At 60.3% G+C, this 21,074-nt stretch carries 25 protein-coding genes; 23 read left to right on the top strand and 2 right to left on the bottom strand.

The annotated features are described in order from the left end of the window. Window position 1: 1 nt before the first annotated feature. From urtC to P0D68_RS05405, 14 genes are all read left to right on the top strand, one after another. Entirely contained in the window at window positions 2-1,186 is a 1,185-nt protein-coding gene (gene urtC, locus P0D68_RS05470) for an urea ABC transporter permease subunit UrtC (protein ID WP_408299210.1), read from the top strand. Further along, window positions 1,183-2,046, top strand: coding sequence for an urea ABC transporter ATP-binding protein UrtD (gene urtD / locus P0D68_RS05465; RefSeq protein WP_091796480.1), 864 nt, complete (start codon window positions 1,183-1,185; stop codon window positions 2,044-2,046). Before urtC ends, urtD begins: the two co-directional genes overlap by 4 nt. A 45-nt stretch (window positions 2,047-2,091) precedes the next feature. Next, window positions 2,092-2,784 carry an urea ABC transporter ATP-binding subunit UrtE gene (urtE, locus tag P0D68_RS05460; RefSeq protein ID WP_408186490.1) on the top strand — a complete coding sequence of 231 codons (693 nt, stop codon included), beginning with the start codon at window positions 2,092-2,094 and terminating at the stop codon, window positions 2,782-2,784. 116 nt (window positions 2,785-2,900) lie between these two features. Continuing rightward, a complete protein-coding gene (locus P0D68_RS05455) occupies window positions 2,901-3,782 on the top strand; it encodes an urease accessory protein UreD (RefSeq protein ID WP_408299207.1) in 882 nt (293 codons plus the stop codon). Between the two features lie 615 nt (window positions 3,783-4,397). After that, a complete protein-coding gene (locus P0D68_RS05450; RefSeq protein ID WP_408299205.1) occupies window positions 4,398-4,625 on the top strand; it encodes a hypothetical protein in 228 nt (75 codons plus the stop codon). Between the two features lie 62 nt (window positions 4,626-4,687). Continuing rightward, window positions 4,688-5,431, top strand: coding sequence for a helix-turn-helix domain-containing protein (locus P0D68_RS05445; protein WP_408299203.1), 744 nt, complete (start codon window positions 4,688-4,690; stop codon window positions 5,429-5,431). Between the two features lie 88 nt (window positions 5,432-5,519). Beyond that, window positions 5,520-5,873, top strand: coding sequence for a type II toxin-antitoxin system HicB family antitoxin (locus P0D68_RS05440; RefSeq protein ID WP_408299201.1), 354 nt, complete (start codon window positions 5,520-5,522; stop codon window positions 5,871-5,873). After that, complete coding sequence (locus P0D68_RS05435) at window positions 5,848-6,042, top strand: hypothetical protein (RefSeq protein WP_408188041.1); 195 nt, start codon at window positions 5,848-5,850, stop codon at window positions 6,040-6,042. The genes P0D68_RS05440 and P0D68_RS05435 overlap by 26 nt, the downstream gene beginning before the upstream one ends. 2 nt (window positions 6,043-6,044) lie before the next feature. Continuing rightward, on the top strand, window positions 6,045-6,431 hold the full coding sequence (locus tag P0D68_RS05430; protein ID WP_408299199.1) for a hypothetical protein: 387 nt from the start codon (window positions 6,045-6,047) through the stop codon (window positions 6,429-6,431). Window positions 6,432-6,444: 13 nt separating this feature from the next. Beyond that, the gene (locus tag P0D68_RS05425) at window positions 6,445-6,741 is read left to right on the top strand and encodes a hypothetical protein (RefSeq protein WP_408299197.1); all 297 of its coding nucleotides are present in this window, start codon (window positions 6,445-6,447) and stop codon (window positions 6,739-6,741) included. A 411-nt stretch (window positions 6,742-7,152) separates the two neighbouring features. Then, the gene (locus tag P0D68_RS05420) at window positions 7,153-9,954 is read left to right on the top strand and encodes a type VI secretion system Vgr family protein (RefSeq protein ID WP_408299195.1); all 2,802 of its coding nucleotides are present in this window, start codon (window positions 7,153-7,155) and stop codon (window positions 9,952-9,954) included. An 8-nt stretch (window positions 9,955-9,962) separates the two neighbouring features. Beyond that, window positions 9,963-11,330: an N-acetylmuramidase family protein gene (locus P0D68_RS05415; protein ID WP_408299193.1), complete on the top strand. Its 1,368-nt coding sequence runs from the start codon at window positions 9,963-9,965 to the stop codon at window positions 11,328-11,330. Continuing rightward, window positions 11,317-12,015, top strand: a complete 699-nt coding sequence (locus tag P0D68_RS05410; protein WP_408299191.1) for a hypothetical protein — start codon at window positions 11,317-11,319, stop codon at window positions 12,013-12,015. Before P0D68_RS05415 ends, P0D68_RS05410 begins: the two co-directional genes overlap by 14 nt. Continuing rightward, window positions 12,012-12,263, top strand: a complete 252-nt coding sequence (locus tag P0D68_RS05405; protein ID WP_408299189.1) for a PAAR domain-containing protein — start codon at window positions 12,012-12,014, stop codon at window positions 12,261-12,263. The genes P0D68_RS05410 and P0D68_RS05405 overlap by 4 nt, the downstream gene beginning before the upstream one ends. Window positions 12,264-12,391: 128 nt before the next feature. Here the strand turns inward: P0D68_RS05405 and P0D68_RS05400 are convergent, their stop codons facing one another. Next, on the bottom strand, window positions 12,392-12,946 hold the full coding sequence (locus P0D68_RS05400; RefSeq protein WP_408299187.1) for a hypothetical protein: 555 nt from the start codon (window positions 12,944-12,946) through the stop codon (window positions 12,392-12,394). A 983-nt stretch (window positions 12,947-13,929) separates the two neighbouring features. On the opposite strand from P0D68_RS05400, the gene P0D68_RS05395 reads away from it, so the two are divergent. The 9 genes from P0D68_RS05395 to ureG all read left to right on the top strand — a co-directional run bounded on the left by P0D68_RS05395 (window position 13,930) and on the right by ureG (window position 20,418). Further along, window positions 13,930-14,415 (top strand): hypothetical protein, encoded by a 486-nt coding sequence (locus P0D68_RS05395; protein ID WP_408299185.1) that lies wholly within the window; start codon window positions 13,930-13,932, stop codon window positions 14,413-14,415. Next, complete coding sequence (locus tag P0D68_RS05390) at window positions 14,412-14,951, top strand: hypothetical protein (protein WP_408299183.1); 540 nt, start codon at window positions 14,412-14,414, stop codon at window positions 14,949-14,951. The genes P0D68_RS05395 and P0D68_RS05390 overlap by 4 nt, the downstream gene beginning before the upstream one ends. Before the next feature lie 52 nt (window positions 14,952-15,003). Then, entirely contained in the window at window positions 15,004-15,807 is an 804-nt protein-coding gene (locus P0D68_RS05385) for a transporter substrate-binding domain-containing protein (RefSeq protein ID WP_408299181.1), read from the top strand. Between the two features lie 175 nt (window positions 15,808-15,982). Then, window positions 15,983-16,285 (top strand): urease subunit gamma, encoded by a 303-nt coding sequence (gene ureA, locus P0D68_RS05380; RefSeq protein ID WP_011487082.1) that lies wholly within the window; start codon window positions 15,983-15,985, stop codon window positions 16,283-16,285. Window positions 16,286-16,320: 35 nt separating this feature from the next. Next, the gene (locus P0D68_RS05375) at window positions 16,321-16,626 is read left to right on the top strand and encodes an urease subunit beta (RefSeq protein WP_091796485.1); all 306 of its coding nucleotides are present in this window, start codon (window positions 16,321-16,323) and stop codon (window positions 16,624-16,626) included. A gap of 55 nt (window positions 16,627-16,681) precedes the next feature. Further along, entirely contained in the window at window positions 16,682-18,388 is a 1,707-nt protein-coding gene (ureC, locus tag P0D68_RS05370) for an urease subunit alpha (RefSeq protein WP_408299177.1), read from the top strand. A gap of 2 nt (window positions 18,389-18,390) precedes the next feature. Next, window positions 18,391-19,086 (top strand): urease accessory protein UreE, encoded by a 696-nt coding sequence (ureE, locus tag P0D68_RS05365; protein ID WP_408299175.1) that lies wholly within the window; start codon window positions 18,391-18,393, stop codon window positions 19,084-19,086. Further along, window positions 19,073-19,753 carry an urease accessory protein UreF gene (locus P0D68_RS05360; RefSeq protein ID WP_408299356.1) on the top strand — a complete coding sequence of 227 codons (681 nt, stop codon included), beginning with the start codon at window positions 19,073-19,075 and terminating at the stop codon, window positions 19,751-19,753. Before ureE ends, P0D68_RS05360 begins: the two co-directional genes overlap by 14 nt. 11 nt (window positions 19,754-19,764) lie before the next feature. Beyond that, complete coding sequence (gene ureG, locus P0D68_RS05355; RefSeq protein WP_408299173.1) at window positions 19,765-20,418, top strand: urease accessory protein UreG; 654 nt, start codon at window positions 19,765-19,767, stop codon at window positions 20,416-20,418. Window positions 20,419-20,422: 4 nt separating this feature from the next. Here the strand turns inward: ureG and P0D68_RS05350 are convergent, their stop codons facing one another. Then, window positions 20,423-21,070, bottom strand: a complete 648-nt coding sequence (locus P0D68_RS05350; protein ID WP_408468100.1) for a Fic family protein — start codon at window positions 21,068-21,070, stop codon at window positions 20,423-20,425. Window positions 21,071-21,074: the final 4 nt, after the last annotated feature.

Below are 21,074 nucleotides of genomic sequence, written 5' to 3'. Positions count from 1 at the left end.
GATGACATCTGCAACTTCATCGGCTCACGTCGGCGCAAGCGGCAGCGGCGCGCTCGCCGGACGCGAAGCGCAAGCGGGTTTCGCGCTCGGCCTGCCGCCGCGTCCCGCGCTGCTGTCACGGCGCGCGTGGCTCGCGCTGATCGCGTTGATCATCGTCTTCGGCCTCGGCGTGCCGTTCGCCACGCTGGTCGTGCCGGAGACCAGCGCGCTGCATCTGTCCGCGTACGCGATGACGATCACCGGCAAGTTCATGTGCTACGCGATCGCGGCGCTGGCGCTCGATCTGGTGTGGGGCTACTGCGGCATTCTGAGCCTGGGGCACGCGCTGTTCTTCGCGCTCGGCGGTTACGCGATCGGTATGTATCTGATGCGCTCGATCGGCCACGAAGGCAAATACGGCAGCGACCTGCCCGACTTCATGGTGTTTCTCGACTGGCATCAACTGCCGTGGTACTGGCAAGGCACGCAGCATCTCGGCTACGCGCTGCTGCTGGTGGTGCTGGTGCCGGCGGTCGTCGCGTGGGTGTTCGGCTTCTTCACGTTCCGCTCGCGGGTGAAGGGCGTGTATCTGTCGATCATCACGCAGGCCATGACCTTCGCCGCGATGCTGCTGTTCTATCGCAACGAGACGGGCTTCGGCGGCAATAACGGCTTTACCGACTTCAAGCGCATTGGCGGCTTTCCGATTACGCATCCAGGCACGCGCACCGCGCTGCTGCTGATCACGTTCGCTGTGCTGATCCTCGCGTTCCTCGGCGCGCGCGCCATCGTCACCTCGAAGCTCGGCCGCGTGGTAACCGCGGTGCGCGACGGCGAAACGCGCCTGATGTTCCTCGGCTATAGCCCGCTCGCCTACAAGCTCTTCGTATGGACCGTGTCCGCCGTGTTGTGCGGCATTGCCGGCGCGCTGTACGTGCCGCAGGTCGGCATCATCAACCCGGGCGAGATGTCGCCGGGCAACTCGATCGAAATGGCGATCTGGGTTGCCGTGGGCGGACGCGGCACGCTGATCGGCCCGATCATCGGCGCCTTCGCCGTGAATGGCGCGAAGAGCTTCTTTACGGCGAACTTCCCTGAATACTGGCTGTTCTTTCTCGGTCTGATTTTCGTGCTGGTCCCGCTGTTCCTGCCGAACGGCATCATGGGGCTGATCGAACTCGTGACGCGCAAAAGGAACCGCTCATGAACGAAAACCCGATGGTTCCTGATCTGGCGTTACCGGAAGATCCCGCTGAAACCTCGTTGAGCGGTGTGGCGAGCATGGGCCGCGCGGTCGTGCCCGGCGAGATTGACGTGTCGCACGGCACGATCCTGTATCTCGAAGACGTGACCGTGAGCTTCGACGGTTTTCGTGCATTGAACGCGTTGACGCTGACGATCGACGCCGGCGAATTGCGCTGCATCATCGGTCCGAACGGCGCCGGCAAGACGACCATGATGGACGTCATCACCGGCAAGACCGAGCCGGATTCCGGCAAGGTGTTTCTCGGCCAGTCGATCGATCTGACGCGCATGAACGAGCCGTCCATCGCGCGTGCAGGCATTGGCCGCAAATTTCAGAAACCCACGGTGTTCGAACAGCATCCCGTGTGGGAAAACCTCGAACTGGCGATGAAGGCCGACAAGGGTTGGTGGGCGTCGCTACGCGCGCGGCTCGACCGCGAGGCACAGGCGCGCATTGAAGAGACGCTGGCGTTGATCGGCCTCGAGAGCGAGGCGCGGCGTCTGGCCGGCGAACTGTCGCACGGCCAGAAGCAACGGCTCGAAATCGGCATGCTGCTGATGCAGCAACCGGCGCTGCTCCTGCTCGACGAGCCGGCCGCCGGCATGACCGACGACGAAACCATGCAGTTAGCCGAATTGCTCAATCATCTGCGCGGCACCTGCTCGATGATGGTCGTCGAGCACGATATGGAGTTCGTGGCGGCGCTATCAGGCTCGACCGGCAAGGTGACGGTGATGGCCGAGGGGCGTGTGCTCGCTCACGGCACGCTCGACGAAGTGAAGCGCGACGAGACGGTCATCGAGTCTTATCTGGGCCGGTGAAGCGGGTCTCGCAAACGGGACGGTGAAACAAAGGGTCGAACGGACATGCTAGAAGTAGAAAACCTGAACCAGTACTACGGCGGCAGCCACATCCTGCGCGATGTGAAGCTCACCGTGCCCGACGGCAAACTCACTGTCCTGCTCGGCCGCAACGGCGTGGGTAAAACCACGCTGCTGCGCTGCCTGATGGGCGTCGTGCAGACGAAAAGCGGCTCGATCGCCTGGCGCGGCGCGCCGATCACCAAACTGCCGACCTACTCGCGCGTGGAAAAAGGCCTCGCTTATGTGCCGCAAGGCCGCGATATCTTTCCGCGGCTGACCGTCGAGGAAAATCTGCTGGTGGGCGCCGCCAGCAAGAAGGCGCCCAAGAAGATCCCGGATCGTATCTACGAACTGTTCCCGGTGTTAAAGGATATGCGCAGCCGGCGCGGCGGCGATCTCTCCGGCGGGCAGCAGCAACAGCTCGCCATTGGCCGCGCGTTGATGAGCGATCCCCAACTGTTGATTCTCGACGAGCCCACCGAGGGCATTCAGCCTTCGATCATTCAGGATATCGGCCGCACGCTGCGTCAACTGGTCGAGGAAATGGGCATGACGGTGCTGCTCGTCGAGCAGTATTACGACTTCGCCAAAGAGATCGCGGATCGGTATTGGGTGATGAGCCGCGGCGAGATCATCGCGGGCGGAGAAGGCGCCAATATGGATGCCGATGGCGTGCGCACGCTGATCGCCGTGTGAGCGGCGTCACGCACCGCGCGTGCTATTCTCGACGCATCCTGTGGCAGCGCGGTTGAGCGCTGTCTGACGTGCGCAGGCACGCTTTGCTGTTCTCCGTCTGGTCGCATTTCATTCGCATGTCGCTTCACGAAAATCACGCTACCCTCGCTACCGCGCAAGTCGGCGCGCATTCGCAATGGCGCGCGCGCCTTGAACTCGGTTTTGTCAGGGATGGCGAGCGGACTACGCTCAAGCATCGGCTGCACGATGGTCCTTTGCGGGTTCAAAGGCCGCTCTATCCGGAAGGATATGGCGTTTGTCATGCGGTGATCGTGCATCCGCCTGGTGGGATCGCGGGCGGTGATGAGCTCGCTATTGATGTTGCGGTTGGCGACGCAGCGCATGCTGTCATTACCACGCCTGGGGCGACCAAGTGGTACAAGTCCAATGGGCGTGAAGCGCGGCAGCGTATCGATGTGCGTGTCGGCGCGCGGGCGAAGCTCGATTGGCTGCCGCAGAACAATATCGTGTTCGATCAGGCTAATGCGAAGCTGGATTTTTCGTTGACACTCGGTGAGGGTGCCACGGCTTTGGGATGGGATGCAACTCAACTCGGACGGCAGGCTGCCGGTGAGCGGTGGTCGCAAGGGAGCTTGCGTTCGCTGTCGCGGATCGTTGGCGCTAACGGCGAATTGCTTTGGCTCGAGCGGGCCAGCCTCTCGGCGAATGACTCGCTGCGCGATGCGGCTCAGGGGCTCGCCGGATTTCCTGCTTATGGAACGCTTTGGGCGGTCGGCGCGGCTTGCGATGATGCGCTCGCTGAAGCTTTGACCGCTCAGTTGTCGTTTAGTGGCTCGCTTAGAGGTGCGGCTTCTTGTGTGACCTCAGGGGTGGTGATCGTGCGCGCTGTCTCGCGGTCTATGGAGACGCTGCAGCGGGCTTTGACTCAGTGCTGGCTTCAGTTGCGGCCGGTTGTGCATGGGGTTGGGGCTGTGCCTTTGCGGATTTGGGCCACTTGAATTTGGTGGGTTTTTTGGTTTTTTGGCCTTTCTTGATTTCTTCGCGGTCTATTAGTGTTGCCCCTGTGCGGGGCAACCTTGGGGTAATCCCTCCCTCCCGCAAACCCTTGTCTGGTAAGGCTCATAGCGTTTTCATGATGACCGGAGAAAAATTCCCCTATTTGTTAGGGGAGCCGTAGGGGAATTCTTGCGGGAATTCGGGGCGGTCCCGCTGGACCCGTCGCGCTATCCACTAACGAGACCTGCCCGACGTGCGCGCTTCCGGCTCGCAACAGACCGGCGGGCATCTGCACCCACCCGCCGTTTCAAACGGTCGAGCGATATGCTCGCAAACACCGAATCGACCTTTGACTTACCTCAAACACCCGATGCGCCAAGGCTTACAAGATTGTTACTACCTGTAACCTTAAGTTTGTCTTAAGAAAAAATTGATTTTGATCAAACGTATGGATTATGTTGTCTGAAAGAAAGGTATGCCCGCTTACCTACTTTCGTTTTCCATACAACGGCCTGGCCGCCCGGGAGAGCACGATGTCGTACGGACTTGACATGACGGTGGTGCGTTACTAGACCGACCACCAGGGCAATCGCCTGAACGCGACCATCCCGTACGCCATGTTTTCCGCGCTGACAGAATTCTGGATCGCGGCCCGGCGCGCGCAGACGGCAACCATCGAAGCGACCACGCGCCCCGGCATGTTCAGGGGCTCATTGCAGGGGGCACAGGCGGCGGCCGCCGAAGCGTCCAACGACAACCACGGCACTCTTCAGGAGGAACGCGCCACAGGCCGCATGGCGCCGGGTGACCGGCACGGCCGCCAGTGGGACCGGCTGCTTCGTTGATGCCAGGTGAGGCGTCCGCCAGCCCCGGCTCGAGGCCGCCCGGGGACAATCCCGGTGTGCCGGTGATTCCGCAGGACGATGCGGCGCGCGCCGCGGACCGGACTGGCGAGTCTGCAACGCGCAAGGCGGAACGCGCGGGCAATCATCGCAGGACGACCCAGGTGATATTCGCCCGTGAATTTGTCATGGCACCACCGGACGAGGTCATGCGGCAGGTTCGCGAGGGTGTGTACTTCCTTCGCGCATGGCGTGACTACCGGCAGTTCTCGCAGGACGACGTAGCCGACCTGTTCGGCAAGACCAGGGATGCAGTCAACTGGCACGAACACGGTTATTCCCGCCCGTCACTCCAGACGCTGGCGCGCTTCGCAGAGATTTTCGATTGCCCGGTCGAGCAGCTAACGCCCCGGCCCGGCAGCAACATGCAACCCTGGTTGACTGTCATCTGCGCGCCCGACGTTCCCGGAAAGCTGGAGCCACGTTCACCGGACGACACCGATTACCCCGACGCGGTACTAGGCCATATGCTCTCGGGCAAATCGCCCCTGACAGCCTGGCGGCTTCATCGTGGCCTGAGCATCGCGCAACTCGCCGATGCCTATGGCACCAGTCCAGGCAATGTGAAGCACCTGGAGCAAAGCATTTTCCTTCGCCGCCGCACCATTGAAAGGCTGTGCCCGATTCTCAGGTGCAAGGCGGCGCAACTGCTCAGACCAGCGAGCCTGCCAGGCGAGCCGGCCGGCAAGCGTCACGCGATCCCTGGCACCACGCCCCCTGAATTTCGTTTCGCACAGGCCAGCACCTGATACCGGCGAACAGAGGATGACGCCGTGACGTTCCTAAGCCAGCTTCCGGCGTTGCTATAGTGCGGCTCTCTCACCGGAGGCACTGACAATGCTACAGACGGACCATAATCCAGAGCCCGCGGCGGAAGTCGCGACTAGGGAACGGGCGGAAAAAATCAGCATCAGCGTTCAGAGGGCTCTGTTACGGCGCATCGATGCCCGCGCGGATCACCTCGGAATCAATCGCTCCCAGCTTTTCTCCATCGCCGCGTGCATGTTCGTTGATGGAGAGATGGGTGAGCCGCACCATTCAGACATTGAGGCGGCTTTACTTTCCCGCATTGATGCGCATGCGGAAAATCTTGGCATAGGGAGGCGCGACCTTCTGGCCATGGCGGCGAACATGTTCATCGACGGGTTGTTAACGAGGCAAGACGATGACCGAGGAACTCGAACTGACTGACCTGCTGATCGACGCCCGACTTCTGGGCCGCCTCAGGCAGTTTGCCGCACAGCACGGCACCACTGTTGATGCGTTGTTGATCCAGAGCATTACCGTTTTGCTTGACGCGCCAGAAGCGAATCTGGACGACTCTCCCCATGCCCGCAGGCGCGGACGCGCGAAGGAGTAACCATGAGCGATGACGTACGAAAGGATTGCGTGAGTGTGGGCGTGATAACGGGTTCGCAACTGACTGGCCTGCTGAACGAAGCCCGGCGCTTTGGTGAGGCAGTCGGCATGGTCAGGGGTTACAGGGAAATTCTCGCGCATCTTCGCGCGGAGCTGGACGGCGCCGACACGGAACTCTTGCGGACCCCGGAAAGCCCGGTTGTCCTTGGAACCATCATCGCGCTGGGCAGGGTAATCGTTCAACTTGAACCGGCGCATGAGCGCTATGTGGAGCAGATCGAGCGGGTTCTGGGCGAGCTTGCGGAAAGCTGCGCCTGCATTGAAATTGGCATCGGCCAGGACGACAACCCAGGGGTGGGCGGTGCTGACGCCTCAGCCGCCAGGCACTGAGCGGCAGCCGGCCATGCAGGGGGAAGCCATGATCGGTATAGCAGATTTGCGTCGCAGCCGTGCGTCAGGGACGCGTTCCGGTGAACTGGTGGCGGGCTCGCTTGCCTGGCAGATCGAGCAGCTTGGTTCCGGTGAAGTCCTGTTCAAGCCCGGCCCGAATGAAACGGCGCGACGCACAGGTCTGCGCGCTATCGCCAAGGTAATAAAGCGCCACCCAGGACGTGAATACGACCTCGACCTGTGGCTCGCGCTCCATCATTCAGGCACGGGCGAAAGTATCCGGCTGTACAGGATCAATCGCATCCGGTAACCGGAAACGTCCGATGCCTGAAATTCGCGCAATGCAGTCAAATAGGGATGCGCGCGCAGGTGGTCCCGCCAACCGTCCCCTCGGTTCTCTGCCTGCCGTGTCTCTCTCTACGGCCCGCCCATGTGCGGGCCGCTTTTTTTCGGCGCTCTGGTTCCCACAGCCGCTGACATGTCGCCGCCCGCACAGCCCAGATTAACCTCAGGAGATCATCCGCAGCTGGCAGTCCTCCGTTAATCACTGACGAGCTTATGCGGCGTACCTATCAAAATATTCCCCCTTGACGAATCTTTACAGCAGTCCTACAGACGCGTGACCGCGACGCTCTGATAATAAAAAAGTCAATTTTGAGCGAGAGAAGGCATATGAAGTCATGCGGACGACGGTTGTGCCCGGCCACCGGCAGGAGGCGCCATGTTTAGCCCGACCGAATGGAGCACGCTGAAAGTATCCTGCGATGCCTTCCCGGTCGAGCGCGGCCGACAGGTGCTGTTTCCCGTGCGACTACGGGGCACGGAGGCACTAGGCAAGCTGTACAGGTACACGCTGGACATGGTCACAACCTACTCACCGGCTGTCTCCCAACTCGACTCCAGCGGTCGGGTCGTCCTGGAGAAACTGCTCGGCAAGAAGGTGACAATCTCGATTGAGTTCGACGGCAAGGGAAGATCGGTCATCGGGATCGCCAGCTATGGTGGTACTGCAAACGCCGGCGCTGGCGTCAGGAAGATTTCGGGATTCATCAGCAAGGCCGAGTTGACCGGCGCAGATGATCGCCACCTGTACTACCGCCTTGTCGTGCGTCCCGCATTGTGGCTGACCACAAAGAGTTCGCGCAGCCGCATATTCCAGAATAAAAGCGTGCTGGATATCACCAGCGACGTGCTGCGCGATTATCCGGTCGCGTATGAAATGAAGGTGTCCGCGTTCAAGCTGGAAGACGGCTACCCGACGCGCGACTTCGTACGTCAGATGTGGGAGTCCGACTTTGAATTCCTCACCCGCTTATGGCGGGAATGGGGACTGTATTACTTTGAGGATGACGAACGGCTCGTATTGTGTGACGCGCCTCAGTTCCATCAGCCTCACGGGAACGCCTACGACTCGATACGCTATCACGCGCCCGGTGCTGGGCGCATAGACGAGGAATATATCTCCAGCTTGAAACCGGCGCGTCGCGTTACGACGTCGAAGGTGAGCATGGTCGATTACGACTACACCCGTGGACCTCAAGCTCTGGCTGAGGACCACTACGTCAACGAAGATCGCGACGGGTACGACGACCGGCATCCGGCGGAAGAACGCCACTGGGGCGACTACTCGCAGCCACTTGCCGGTTCAATGGGCCTCTCGGGCCAGCCTAACCGTTATCTCGAGGAAGCCAGCTATCTCGCAGGCGTGCGCGCCTATGCGTTCTACTCACGCAGCGCGCGCCTCAGAGGCCGGGGCAACCTGCTCGGCCTGAAAACGGGCAGGACATTCTCCCTCTCGGACCACCCCGAGCCGACCTTGAACGCCGAGTATCTGGTCGTGTCCACGACGATTGATATTCACAACGCGAGCGGAGCGACGAGGTCGGCCGGAGCGCCGGACGAACGCCAGTTCCAGTGTGTGACCAACTTCGAGCTGCAACCGCGTCACCGGTACTTCAGGAACAGGCCGAAGACGAAGCCGCATTGTTACCCCGAGACGGCGGTGGTGGTCGGACCCAAAGACCAGACCACCTGGGTCGATGCGTACGGTCGGGTGAAGATCAATTATCTGTGGGACGTGGACGGACCGAGGGACGAGCGCGCAAGCTGCTGGGTGCGCGTGTCGTCGTCATGGCAGGGTCAGTCGTTCGGCTCGATCTTCGTCCCCCGTATCGGCGAAGAAGTGACGATCAACTATCACGAAGGCGACCCGGACAAGCCCTATATCGCGGGCCGCATGGTTAACCGGCTCAATCAGCCGCCGTGGAAGCTACCGGCCAATCACGCACTGTGCGGCACACGCACGCGCGACCTCGCCGGATTGCAGGTCAACCAGATCGTCGCCGACGACACGCCCGGCAAACTACAGGTACAGGTCAGCAGCGATCACGCGCAGTCGCGCCTTGTGCTGGGTCATAACACGCGCATCGATGGCAACGAGGGGCGCAAGGAGGAACGCGGCGAGGGGTGGGAACTGGCGACGGACTCATGGGGTGTCGCACGCGCTAACAGGGGGTTGCTCGTCACCACCGAGACGCGGTCAGGTGCCACGGCGCCAGTGAAAGACATGGGCGAGACGGTGCAGCGACTCACGCAGGCGCGCGAGTTACATGAGGACCTGGCGCAGCTTGCGCAGCAGCACAAGGCGCAGGATGCACGGGCGAGCCAGCGCGATGCAACGCAAACAATCAAAAAACAGAACGATGCACTCAGGGGCGGCACGCTAACCCGTGACAATCCGTCGCCGGAAATGACCCGCCCCGACCTGCTTCTGGCGAGTGCAGCGGGCCTCGCGACAACCGCAGCGGATAGTACGCACCAGGCCAGCATGAACGATCACGCAGTCACGGCAGGCCGCGACTACAGTCTGTCCGCAGGACGTTCGTACCACGCCTCAGTGAGAGGATCGATTTCCCTGTTCGCCTACCAGGACGGCATGAAGTTCATGGCGGCCCGAGGCCGGATTGACATGCAGGCACAGGGCGACGAGATGGGACTGGCCGCATTAAAGGACGTGACGGTCACTAGCACCAATGGACGGGTTGTTATAACCGCCGCGAAGGAAGTGTGGATCGGCGCGGGCGGCTCGTATATCCAGATCAACGGCGACGGCATCATCAACGGCTCACCGGGGCCAATCATCGGAAAAGGCGCATGGTGGGACGTACCGGGGCCGGACTCAAAACGTATGTCAATGCCAGTCATGCCCGTTACTCCCCTCGCGCAGAGTTTTACCCATGTCTATTCGCAGACGTTCGACGTCAGCACCGTAGCAACGAATCTCGGCATTGGCCCTGTGCTCGCTAACCTGCCATATCGCGTCTATCTGCCGGACGGCACGCTCCAGCAGCAGGGCATGCTAACGGAAGGCGAAACGATCGCCGCCCAGACGTCCATGCCCACAAAAGTCAAATGCGAGATTGGTGCGGGTGAATGGGGGGTTGCCGAGAACGAATATGACGGTCTCGAACTGGACGACCGGAACGAAGCGCATCTATCGAGCGATAACGCTGAACACGCATGAGGAATTCTGTGAACAAACCGCATCATAACGGGCATGCTCCAACGCATCCTAAAGCCCCGCCTAAGCCTTTTGTCGAAGTGACTATTGTTTTCAGGGATGCCCTGAACCACCCTATCGAAGGGCTGGCTGTACGCGTTGCGGCGGGGACCGGCGCGCCACCGGCTCCGGCCTGGATAATCGGCCCTGAGACGGACGAGCCGACATCGACTTCCACACCTGAGTCAGAGCCGCCCGCACCCTCAACAATAGTAGTCAATAGCACGGACGCCGTGACAGACAAGGACGGGTACGCCCTGACGATCCAGAATGCCGCGCGCGGACAGCCGCTTGATGTACTCGTCAGGAACCGTCATGAACAATATGTACTGAAAGCGACAGTGACGCCGACGAAGGACGTGACTGCCTATGTTATTAATAGTCCCGAATATCATCTTGAAGCGGTAACGCAGCTTACGCCCAAGGATGTGTTCGAGCGCGACGTGAAAATCCCCGTCATGAAAAACGGCGAAATCATGACAATGGATAGGCTGGTTAATGAGTTTGGGCCTTACATAGGGTTCACACAAAAGGTCACCGAACAGGGCAAGGTGAAAAAAGACTTCCCGACGAAAAAGAAGGAAACGCAAAACGACCCCGCCACGGGGAAACCTAAAACCTCGATCACGATTGAGCATCATTACCGCGTAGTCGATACGGGGAAGCCGCGGACTATCGCGATAAATCTGCTCGCATCGAGATTGAACTATCCGAAAGCATGGCTGCTCACCGACGAGCACTTCCGATACCTTGCCGCGTCTTTCGGTTGCGAAGCAGCGGCAGTCAAGGCGTTAAACAAACAGGAAACAGTCGGGGACGGCGAATGGACACCCGATGGGGGTTATGATCCCAACGGCCTGGTTCGAATTCTCTTTGAGCGCCATCACTTTTACGGGTTCACATTGCCGCCTGCCGACAAAAAGACAGGGAAAAAAGCCAGGCATCCGTATATAGCATTTCCTGACATTTGTTTCCCCAAACCTGGCGCATATGGTCCCGCAGGAATTCACCAATATGAGAAATTTGTGAAGGCCGCAACACTTGATCGAGACGCGGCGATCAAATCCTGCTCATGGGGAGCCTTTCAGATTCTCGGCGAATATTTTGAATACTGCGACTGCACAACTCCCGTTGACATGGCGAACAAATGCATGGAGAGCATTGACTCGCAGGTAAAAATGTTTGAGGCATTCATGAAGAAAGCAAAGCCTGCTGCGATACAAGGGCTCGCTCATAAAAAATGGGAAAACGTCGCCTCTAGTTATAACGGAAGGAATTGGAAAGTGCAAAATCCGAATTACGCAAAGAGCCTGGAGAAATATTACAATGAATTCAAATAAAAAATGGCTTTGTATAGTTCTAGCTTTTTTCTGCCGTTTTGGCTATGCCTCCAGCTTGCTTGTATTTGACAGTCCAAGTCTTATGGCCATTGAATCGGGCAACTCCTTGCGCGGTTACTATGGCGCGTTGGAGAAAGGTGTCTCATGCATGTTCTTTTTTACTGCCAACACCGGAAGTGCGACAAAGACAAGCGATGGAGTCTACTCAATACTTGACGTAAAAACGTATGCATTGAGTGCCAGTCAATTTCGCTACGTTGACAGAGACGCGGAATGGGACGTACCGGGAAAATTATACATAATGGGCGACCAATGGATTCTAAAAACCTCTTTGGAACCTCCTGGATGTGGCGGTGCAGTCGGTTTTTTTCATGGAGGGCCATATGACCAGGGCGCCACTCGATATTACATAACAAAAAAAATTCGAGCGTATGGAATTCGCGTAGTCAAACGAAAAACGTTTTTTTATGGAAAGCGAGGACATTCGTTTGCGATAACTAATGGATATCTCACGCCGGGGGACGTGGTTGGTGTCTTGACGCAAAACGGCGACTACTCTCTTGTCCGATATACCAATCCAGATTTTTTTAATCCCGTGCCTGGAAAGGTTACGACTGGTTGGGTCCGCTCGACGGATATCAATGATCCTTTCCCGCAGGCCGACCACTTGGAGCCAATTCGATGATCGACTATATCCGACTCGGCGACACTACCGACCACGGCGGCAAAGTTGTCACCGCCTCTCAAACCATGCATTACGCCGGGCGACGCGTCGCCCGTAAAGGCGACCTCATAGAGTGCCCGCTGCACCCCGACGTCGAGCCGAACATGATCCTCGACGGCGACGAGAAAATCCGCGATCACGGTACGCCCGTCGCGCGTCAGGGTCATCGGGCCACATGCGGATGCAGTCTGATTTCCAGTCTGGTGTGAGGTCACGAATGCGCGGCTGCCCTATCGGGCCGTTCGGATAGCGATTAGAGAACACGGGCCGTTCGGCAGGCATCATCGTCATCGGCGGACTTTAGACTCGCCAGCGCGGCAATTAAAGCGTATCTGCATCAACCTGCATGATTGGTTAGCAGTAGTCGAGCGACTCGTCCCCGATAGGGTTCGTCCAGTCTGCTTCCTTGCGATAAAAGCGTTCGGGTCACCGCGCATGCCTCGCCATATGATGCGGTGGAAAACTTGCGTAACCGCAGCAGAAATTTTGCACTTTGATTGCCTGGAAGAGAGGCAGCGAGCTTCATAAGATCGTATGGTGTCTGCTCGCCATTTATCGGCACCACCGGAGTTCCATCAAGATCGGCCTGAATGGCCGACTTCTCGACAGAAAACCATGTCTTCGCTTCTTCAGCATCAAAGGCGCCGATGACTGCGTTAGCACTTGAGACGAACTGTGCTTTCGGTAGCTCTCTCTTCATGAATTTACCGCATGACTCTTCGTCGAGTGAGTCAACTATCTTGCTTACCAGAGGAAGGTAATTCTCCAGCAGGTTATCAGGCAGACGCCCCATTCCGGTGGCCATGAGACGACTGGCCAGCCTCTGTCGATCCAATAACCCTGGTGACGCAGCAGCACGGCCAAGCTGCGCGTTCTCCATCAGCCAATCCAAATACCTTTCCTGCTCACGGCGAGCCGGTGAGCCGATTGGGTAAGGGTTAAAAGCCGCGATCTGTGTATCCGGCACAGAACTCGACCGGTCGCGTATTACGAATGCAGAGCAGATGGAAGTTATAGCGATCGCAGCGGCCAACCATATTGTTTTTACTGTCTTAGACATTGATGTAGTTTGAACAGGCTGGTTGATTTATATTGCTTGCGCTTTTTTTGCGTGTGCAGAGATGATCCAGAAAACAACGTGCGCCCGTCTATCGGAAACATCTGCAACAGGGGTAGGAATTATCAGGTCTACCAAACGATCAGAAGCCGCGCGCAAGTGCGCGGGACTCGCGATAGTGGAGCGCAACATTATTGCCGACGAGCTGGCGGACGGCTGTCTTGCGCAGCTATCGGAAGTGGAGGTATCGGGCCGTTCGGATACTGATTTGAAGCGGCGCGCGTCAATTGTCAAATTTCGACACAACGCCACTGGTTGAAAAACAACTGTGGTTGAATGGGCTCGCTGGTCCGCGACAGGGGCAGGCATGCGCAGGCCGGTGTTTCTCCCTTTGACCGCCTGCGGAGCCTGAAATTCACGCGGGCCAGCGCCTACCGATTCTCCAAAAAGACAGGGCGCGAATAATCGCGCCCTGCTATCAAACACCCTTCGACTTCACTCAGGCAGCGATTGCGTCTGCAATCCGTCGGCCGCCTTGAGAACCTTTGCCCGCTCGTCGTCGTCCAGCAGAACCAGATTGTCGGTCGCGATCAACGCGAACATGATGTCCTCCGCGTCCGCGACGCGGCTGAATTTCTCCGCAAAGGTCACAAGCTCCCGAGCCAGATTGGCACATTGCCGGGGTCGTTCCGTCCTGCCCGCCGGAATGTACCTTTGCACTGACTTCGCCAGGGCTTGCAGGTGTCGAAGCGGCTGTCAGGCAATGCGAAACCACGCTGGCCGCGAAGATCGAGATTACCGACGAACTGATTGCGCAGATGCTGGAGCGCTTCGGCACTTACGGCGTCACGAAGGAGATGATCGAGAAGCGCATCCAGCGCCATATGTCGGCGCTGACGCCCGCCATGGCCATGTCGCTGAAGAAGATTTTCAACTCCCTGCGCGACGGCATGAGCACGCCAGCCGAATGGTTCGAAATGGGTGATAGTCCCGCCGCCAATGTAGCCGCGGCCGCTGCCAGTTCCCGCACGTCAACGGTCAAGCAGCGCATGCGCTCGCGCAAGGGTAAGGACGATCCCGGACGCAAGACCAAATCCGCAACTCCCGCAGAGGATGCCGCACAGGCTGACGCGCCCGCCGTGACGTTCGCTGAAGTAGCGGACGCGCTCAACGTCGCCACCAGTACCGATGCGCTGAACGCCGCAGCCGACCTTATCCGCCATGTGAAGGACGATGCGCAGCGTACCGAACTCTCGCAGCTTTACAGCGCGCGGGCGGCCGGATTCGACGACAAGGGAGAATGATGATGCTCGACTTCCAGCGCCACCCGGTAAAGATCGCACATATCAACGTCAGGACCGAAATGCACGGTGACGAGGAAGTCACTGCGGTGGACCTGAAGCTGACGTTCGACGTGCCTAATCTCGTACTGGACAAACTGAGTCCGACATTGCGGCCGTCACTGTACGAGGCTGCGAACGACCCCGACATGCTGGGGCCGGACGCGATGCACCTGCCGCACCTGAAGAACCCGGAACTCGGCACCCTGAGATGGGCCGGTGAGTACGAGCCGGTCAGTCTGCATCTGCACACTTCCCCGTCTGTGACACAGCAGTCATTCTTCCGGCGGCGCTGCGCGCGCCGTCGCGGTATTCGTGGATGCTTTCCTGCGGAAAGTGACCGCCCTCCTTTCACCGTCGTAAGACGCGTCGCGCACCAATTTGGCGCGTCGCGTTGCCTCAATTACGTGCGCCCGTTATTCCGTCGGCCGGCAGCCCATGCTGCACCGCCATGGCACATACCTTGCGTCAAAATCCCCCACGATGCTGCCGCACCCTGACGGCAGCCGACCGGCTCGTTGCCACTACCTCCGCCACCTCCGCTCACAGAACATGACACGATCGACTCTCCGCCCCGCGCGTCGCGCCTGGCTCGCCGCATTGTTGCTCTCGCCCGTCCTCGCCATCCAAGCGCCCGCCGCTCACGCGGACACCCTCGATAACATTGCCAAGGCCGGCGTGCTGAAAGTCGCCGTGCCGGAAGACTATCCGCCGTTCGGTTCGGTCGGCGCGGACATGAAGCCGCAAGGCTACGATATCGATACGGCCGCCCTGCTCGCGAAGTCGATGAACGTGAAGCTCGAACTCGTGCCGGTCAATAGCGCCAACCGTATTCCGTATCTGCAAACAGGCAAGGTCGATCTGGTCATCTCGTCGCTCGGCAAGACGCCGGATCGCGAGAAGGTGATCGATTTTTCGACGGCCTATGCGCCGTACTATCAAGGCGTGTTCGGTCCCGCCGACATCAAGGTCAGCGGCCCCGCCGACCTGACCGGCAAGACGGTCGGCGCAACCCGCGGTGCGCTGGAAGAGATCGGTCTCACGCAAATGGCGCCGAACGCGACCATCAAGCGCTTCGAGGACAACAACGCAACGATCGCCGCGTTCCTCTCGGGCCAGGTGCAGTTGATCGCCGCGGGCAATATCGTCGCGGCCGCGATCCTCGCGAAGAATCCGCCGCGCCGCCCGGAGCCGAAGTTCGTCATCAAGAATTCGCCGTGCTTCGTCGGCATGAACAAGAACGAGCCGCGCCTGCAGCAGAAAGTGAACGCGGCCATCGCACAAGCGAAGCAGGATGGCACGCTCAACACGATGTCGAAGAAGTGGTTCAGCGCGCCGCTGCCGGCCGATCTGTAAGCGTGCCGTTAGGCGAAATTGATACCGTGACCGGCTTATCCGGCATTGCATTCGTCATGGACGCATCCCGTGCCTCGCACCTGATCGCAGCCATGACGCGCAGCGCCTATCATTGTCGCAGCCGGTCCCGACGAGGACCGCCGCCACAACCGTTGCAACCCTACGCACATATTCGATGAAGCTGACACCTCGCGAGAAGGACAAGCTGCTGATCTTCACCGCCGCGCTGCTTGCCGAACGGCGCCGCGCACGCGGCCTCAAACTGAACTACCCGGAAGCGATCGCCTTCATCACCGCCGCGCTGATGGAAGCGGCGCGCGACGGCAAGACCGTCGCCGAAGTGATGCACTACGGCACCACGCTGCTCACCCGTGACGACGTCATGGAAGGCGTGCCCGAGATGATCCCCGACATCCAGGTCGAAGCGACGTTCCCCGACGGCACCAAGCTCGTCACCGTTCACCACCCGATTCCCTGATCACAGAGATCACCCATCCCATAAGGCAAGCCCAGATGATTCCCGGCGAACTCCTCATCGACGACGGCGAACACGAGCTCAACGCGGGCCGCGCGACCGTCACGGTGGTCGTGTCGAATACCGGCGACCGTCCAGTGCAGATCGGCTCCCACTATCACTTTTACGAAGTGAACGAGGCACTCGCGTTCGATCGCGAGGCTGCGCGTGGCTTCCGGCTGAACATCGCGGCGGGCACCGCCGTGCGCTTCGAGCCCGGTCAGGAGCGCACCGTCGAACTGGTCGAACTGGCGGGCGATCGCGTCGTCTACGGCTTCAACGGCAAGGTGATGGGCAAGCTGTGATGCGCCACGCGCGCTCCTTCGCCCGAACCGCCCTGCTCATTTCCGGACCCACACCATGACATTACGCATTGGCCGCCGCGCATACGCGGAAATGTTCGGCCCCACCACCGGCGACCGCGTGCGCCTTGCCGACACCGATTTGCTGATCGAGGTCGAGCGCGACTTCACCACCTACGGCGAAGAAGTGAAATTCGGCGGCGGCAAAGTGATTCGCGACGGCATGGGCCAGTCGCAACGCGTGCATGCCGACGTGGTCGATACCGTCGTGACGAATGCGGTGATTCTCGATCACTGGGGCATCGTCAAGGCCGACATCGGCATCAAGAACGGCCGCATCGCCGCGATCGGCAAAGCGGGCAATCCCGACATCCAGCCGAACGTGACGATCGCGATCGGCGCCTCCACCGAAGTGATCGCGGGCGAAGGCCTGATCGTCACGGCGGGCGGCATCGATACGCACATTCACTTCATCAGCCCGCAGCAGATCGAAGAAGCGCTTGCGAGCGGCGTGACCACGATGCTCGGCGGCGGCACGGGTCCGGCCACGGGTACGAACGCGACTACCTGCACGCCGGGTCCGTGGCATCTCGAACGCATGCTGCAAGCGGCCGACGGTTATCCGATGAACCTCGGCTTTCTCGGCAAAGGCAACGTGAGCCAGCCGCAACCGGCGCTCGAACAGATCGCCGCGGGCGCGATCGGCCTGAAGCTGCATGAAGACTGGGGCACGACGCCTGCCGCGATCGACAACTGCCTCTCCGTTGCGGACGACACCGACACGCAGGTCGCGATTCACACGGACACGCTGAACGAAGCGGGTTTCGTCGAAGCGACCGTGGCCGCGTTCAAGGGCCGCACGATCCACACCTATCACACGGAAGGCGCGGGCGGCGGCCACGCACCGGACATCATCAAGGTATGCGGCGAAGCGAACGTGCTGCCCTCCTCGACCAATCCGACGCGCCCGTACACCGTCAACACGCTCGAAGAGCATCTCGACATGCTGATGGTGTGCCACCACCTGGATCCGTCGATTGCGGAAGACATCGCTTTCGCGGAATCGCGCATTCGCCGCGAGACCATCGCCGCCGAAGACATCCTGCACGACCTCGGCGCGCTGTCCATGCTGTCGTCGGATTCGCAGGCCATGGGCCGGGTGGGCGAAGTGATCATTCGCACGTGGCAGACGGCGCACAAGATGAAAGTGCAACGCGGCGCGCTGCCCGAAGACAGCGCGCGGCACGACAACTTCCGTGCAAAGCGCTACGTCGCCAAGTACACGATCAACCCGGCGATCACGCACGGCATCGCGCATGAAGTCGGCTCGATCGAGCCGGGCAAGTGGGCCGATCTGGTGTTCTGGGAGCCGGCGTTCTTCGGCATCAAGCCGTCGCTGATTCTCAAGGGCGGCATGATCGCGATGGCGCAGATGGGCGACCCGAACGCGTCGATCCCCACACCGCAGCCGGTGCACTATCGCGAGATGTTCGCGACGCGCGGCGGCGCATTGGGGCGCACGTCGCTCACCTTCGTCTCGCAGATGGCCGCGGACGCCGGCGTCGCCGAACGCTATGGTCTGAACAAGCGTATCGTTGCGGTCAAGAACTGCCGCAACATTTCGAAGGCAGACATGATCCACAACGCGTGGCGTCCGGCGATCAGCGTCGATCCGGAAACCTATCAGGTGATCGCCGACGGTCAGTTGCTGACCTGCGAACCGGCCACCGTGCTGCCGATGGCGCAACGCTACTTCCTGTTCTGACCATGCGTACCATCGACAAACTGATTGCGCCGCATCTGAAGCTCGCGCCCGTGCTGGTGAAGCGCGCGCCGACCTTGACGCTGGCGTTCGACGACCGGCGCAAGAGCCGGCTCGCGGCCACGCTCGACAGCGGCGAAGAAGTCGCGCTGGTGTTGCCGCGCGGCACCGTGCTGCGAGACGGCGACGTGCTGATCGCCGACGACGGCGGCCTCGTGCGCGTCGTCGCGGCACCTGAAACGGTCCTCTACGTGCGCGCGAAAGATGCGCTGACTCTGACTCGCGCCGCTTATCACCTCGGCAATCGTCATACGCCGGTGGAAGTCGGCACCGATTATCTGAAGCTCGAATACGATCCGGTGCTGGCCGATATGCTCAAGCGCATCGGCGCAACGGTCGATCAGGTTTCGATGCCATTCCAGCCGGAATCCGGCGCGTATGGCGGCGGCCATAAACATGGTCACGACGAAACCTTCGCCGAAGACTACGCGCTCGCGCAGCAGGTGTTCGGCGAGCATCATGGGCATGAGCATTCGCATGACCATGAGCATGGGCATAGTCACGCGGCGCATGAGCATTCGCATTCGCATGCGCACGATCACGGCCATGACCACGCGCACGATCATGACCACGATCACGGCGATCACGTTCACGACGAATCGTGCGGCCACGGACATCACCATCATCATGCGCATCGCTGAACTGACGGCGCTGCTGCATCTGGCGTCACCGGCGTTGCCGATCGGCGCATTCAGCTACTCGCAGGGTCTCGAAGCCGCCATCGAAGCGCAGTTGATCACCGATGCGGGTTCCGCCCGCGAGTGGATCGCCAGCGGCTTGACCGACGTGCTCGCGCATGGCGAACTGCCGTTCCTCGCGCATCAGATGGAGCGCTGGCGCGCGCATGACGCCGAAGGCTTGCGCGTTGCCAACAGCGAATTCCTCGCAAGCCGTGAATCCGCGGAATTGCGCCGCGAAACGGAACAGATGGGCTGGTCGTTGCGGCAGTTGTGCGCGTCGCTCGAATGGGGCGACGCTGACCGGCGCGCGACGCTCGCCTCGATGACGCCGCTCGCCCAACCTACCGCGTTCGCTTTCGCCGCTTACGCGCACGACGCAGCCGTCGACGCCGCCCTCGCCGCCTACGCCTTCAGCTGGGTCGAAAACCAGGCGGCCGCCGCATTGAAAGCCGTGCCGCTGGGACAGCTCGCCGGTCAACGCATCATCGTCGCGCTGCGCGAGCCAATCGACGCCGCCGTGACGCGCGCTCTCGCCACATCGCCCGAGAACATCAACACCTTCGCGCCGCAGCTCGGCATTCTGTCGGCGCGCCACGAGTCGCAGTATTCGCGGCTCTTTCGCTCATAACTCGATCCATCATGAACGCACCTCATCATCCCGCCCACTCGTCCGTCCGCACGAAGAAACTGCCGCCGCTGCGCGTGGGCGTCGGCGGTCCGGTCGGCTCGGGCAAGACCACGCTGCTCGAAATGCTCTGCAAGGCGATGCGCGAACAGTACGACCTCGTCGCCATCACCAACGACATCTATACGAAAGAAGACCAGCGTCTGCTGACCGTGGCCGGCGCGTTGCCCGCTGAGCGGATCATGGGCGTCGAAACCGGCGGCTGTCCGCATACGGCGATTCGCGAAGACGCTTCGATCAATCTTGAAGCTGTCGACCGTATGCTGACGCGCTTTCCCGATGCGGATATCGTGTTTATCGAATCGGGCGGCGACAACCTCGCGGCGACGTTCAGTCCGGAACTGTCGGACCTGACGATCTATGTGATCGACGTGGCGGGCGGCGAGAAGATTCCGCGCAAAGGCGGCCCCGGCATTACCAAGTCCGATCTGCTCGTGATCAACAAGACGGACCTCGCGCCGATGGTCGGCGCGAATCTCGAAGTAATGGCCTCGGACGCGAAGAAGATGCGCGGCGAGCGGCCCTTCGTGATGACCAATCTGAAGGCGCTCGACGGGTTGGATGAGGTGGTGAAGTTTATCGAGAAGAAGGGGTTGTTGAAGGTGTGAAGCTTCACTCGCCCGGATGGCATTCAAGCAGGAATGCCATCATTTCGGAGCCGTCCTTCGATAGATAAAAACGCACCATTTTTTCGTTGAAGTCGGCCGCACGTTGCGCGGGGACACTGATCGCGTCGATACCGTTCGCCATCAGCACGCCGTTCATCATGAAGCGTGAGGTGCGTTTGTTGCCGTCGAAGAAGAACTGCTGCAACGCGCCGAAGAGGAAAAAAGCGCAACCGCGCTCAAAGGCGTTGGAGACGTGATCAGTCAGTGCACGCGTGCCCGCGGAAAAAACGCGGTTGAGTTCCGGCGCACCCGGCAATGTCGCTAATGGAGTATGGCGTCCTGCCTCGCCCAATGCGACGTCGGGCGTGTATCGCGTTTCCTCCCCCTCCCCGCGGAAGACGCCCCACTCGAGAGCCTCGTTACGCGCGACAAGGCGATGCAAGTCGCAGAACGTGGTCTTGTCGAGTGCAAACCGCCCGTTCTGCACGATCGCGAGCAGGTGCTTTGAACTCTCCGCGAGGTTCAGAACCTGCTCCTGATCAGAAATCTTCCGGCCACCGACAGTAATGCCGTCAAGCAGCGTCTTGACCTCTGGAAACGTAAAAGGATTGCCTTCGAGCACACTCGCATCCCACACGAATTCCGGCAGCATTCGA

Source organism: Paraburkholderia sp. RL17-380-BIE-A (assembly GCF_046028085.1).
In the GTDB taxonomy this organism is placed as follows: Bacteria; Pseudomonadota; Gammaproteobacteria; order Burkholderiales; family Burkholderiaceae; genus Paraburkholderia.
The sequence above is the reverse complement of the archived record's forward strand: the minus strand, read 5'-3'. Positions and strand labels throughout refer to the sequence as shown.

Bases quoted from the DNA above. Each gene is read 5' to 3' on its own strand.
- P0D68_RS05455 (WP_408299207.1), top strand. From the start codon at position 2,901: ATGTCGCTTCACGAAAATCACGCTACCCTCGCTACCGCGCAAGTCGGC.
- P0D68_RS05430 (WP_408299199.1), top strand. From the start codon at position 6,045: ATGAGCGATGACGTACGAAAGGATTGCGTGAGTGTGGGCGTGATAACG.
- P0D68_RS05390 (WP_408299183.1), top strand. From the start codon at position 14,412: ATGATGATGCTCGACTTCCAGCGCCACCCGGTAAAGATCGCACATATC.
- ureE (WP_408299175.1), top strand. From the start codon at position 18,391: ATGCGTACCATCGACAAACTGATTGCGCCGCATCTGAAGCTCGCGCCC.
- P0D68_RS05395 (WP_408299185.1), top strand. From the start codon at position 13,930: ATGCTGGAGCGCTTCGGCACTTACGGCGTCACGAAGGAGATGATCGAG.
- ureC (WP_408299177.1), top strand. From the start codon at position 16,682: ATGACATTACGCATTGGCCGCCGCGCATACGCGGAAATGTTCGGCCCC.
- P0D68_RS05350 (WP_408468100.1), bottom strand. From the start codon at position 21,070: ATGCTGCCGGAATTCGTGTGGGATGCGAGTGTGCTCGAAGGCAATCCT.
- P0D68_RS05360 (WP_408299356.1), top strand. From the start codon at position 19,073: ATGCGCATCGCTGAACTGACGGCGCTGCTGCATCTGGCGTCACCGGCG.
- P0D68_RS05385 (WP_408299181.1), top strand. From the start codon at position 15,004: ATGACACGATCGACTCTCCGCCCCGCGCGTCGCGCCTGGCTCGCCGCA.
- P0D68_RS05435 (WP_408188041.1), top strand. From the start codon at position 5,848: ATGACCGAGGAACTCGAACTGACTGACCTGCTGATCGACGCCCGACTT.
- ureA (WP_011487082.1), top strand. From the start codon at position 15,983: ATGAAGCTGACACCTCGCGAGAAGGACAAGCTGCTGATCTTCACCGCC.
- P0D68_RS05450 (WP_408299205.1), top strand. From the start codon at position 4,398: ATGTTTTCCGCGCTGACAGAATTCTGGATCGCGGCCCGGCGCGCGCAG.
- urtD (WP_091796480.1), top strand. From the start codon at position 1,183: ATGAACGAAAACCCGATGGTTCCTGATCTGGCGTTACCGGAAGATCCC.
- urtE (WP_408186490.1), top strand. From the start codon at position 2,092: ATGCTAGAAGTAGAAAACCTGAACCAGTACTACGGCGGCAGCCACATC.
- ureG (WP_408299173.1), top strand. From the start codon at position 19,765: ATGAACGCACCTCATCATCCCGCCCACTCGTCCGTCCGCACGAAGAAA.
- P0D68_RS05425 (WP_408299197.1), top strand. From the start codon at position 6,445: ATGCAGGGGGAAGCCATGATCGGTATAGCAGATTTGCGTCGCAGCCGT.
- P0D68_RS05440 (WP_408299201.1), top strand. From the start codon at position 5,520: ATGCTACAGACGGACCATAATCCAGAGCCCGCGGCGGAAGTCGCGACT.
- P0D68_RS05375 (WP_091796485.1), top strand. From the start codon at position 16,321: ATGATTCCCGGCGAACTCCTCATCGACGACGGCGAACACGAGCTCAAC.
- P0D68_RS05420 (WP_408299195.1), top strand. From the start codon at position 7,153: ATGTTTAGCCCGACCGAATGGAGCACGCTGAAAGTATCCTGCGATGCC.
- urtC (WP_408299210.1), top strand. From the start codon at position 2: ATGACATCTGCAACTTCATCGGCTCACGTCGGCGCAAGCGGCAGCGGC.
- P0D68_RS05405 (WP_408299189.1), top strand. From the start codon at position 12,012: ATGATCGACTATATCCGACTCGGCGACACTACCGACCACGGCGGCAAA.
- P0D68_RS05410 (WP_408299191.1), top strand. From the start codon at position 11,317: ATGAATTCAAATAAAAAATGGCTTTGTATAGTTCTAGCTTTTTTCTGC.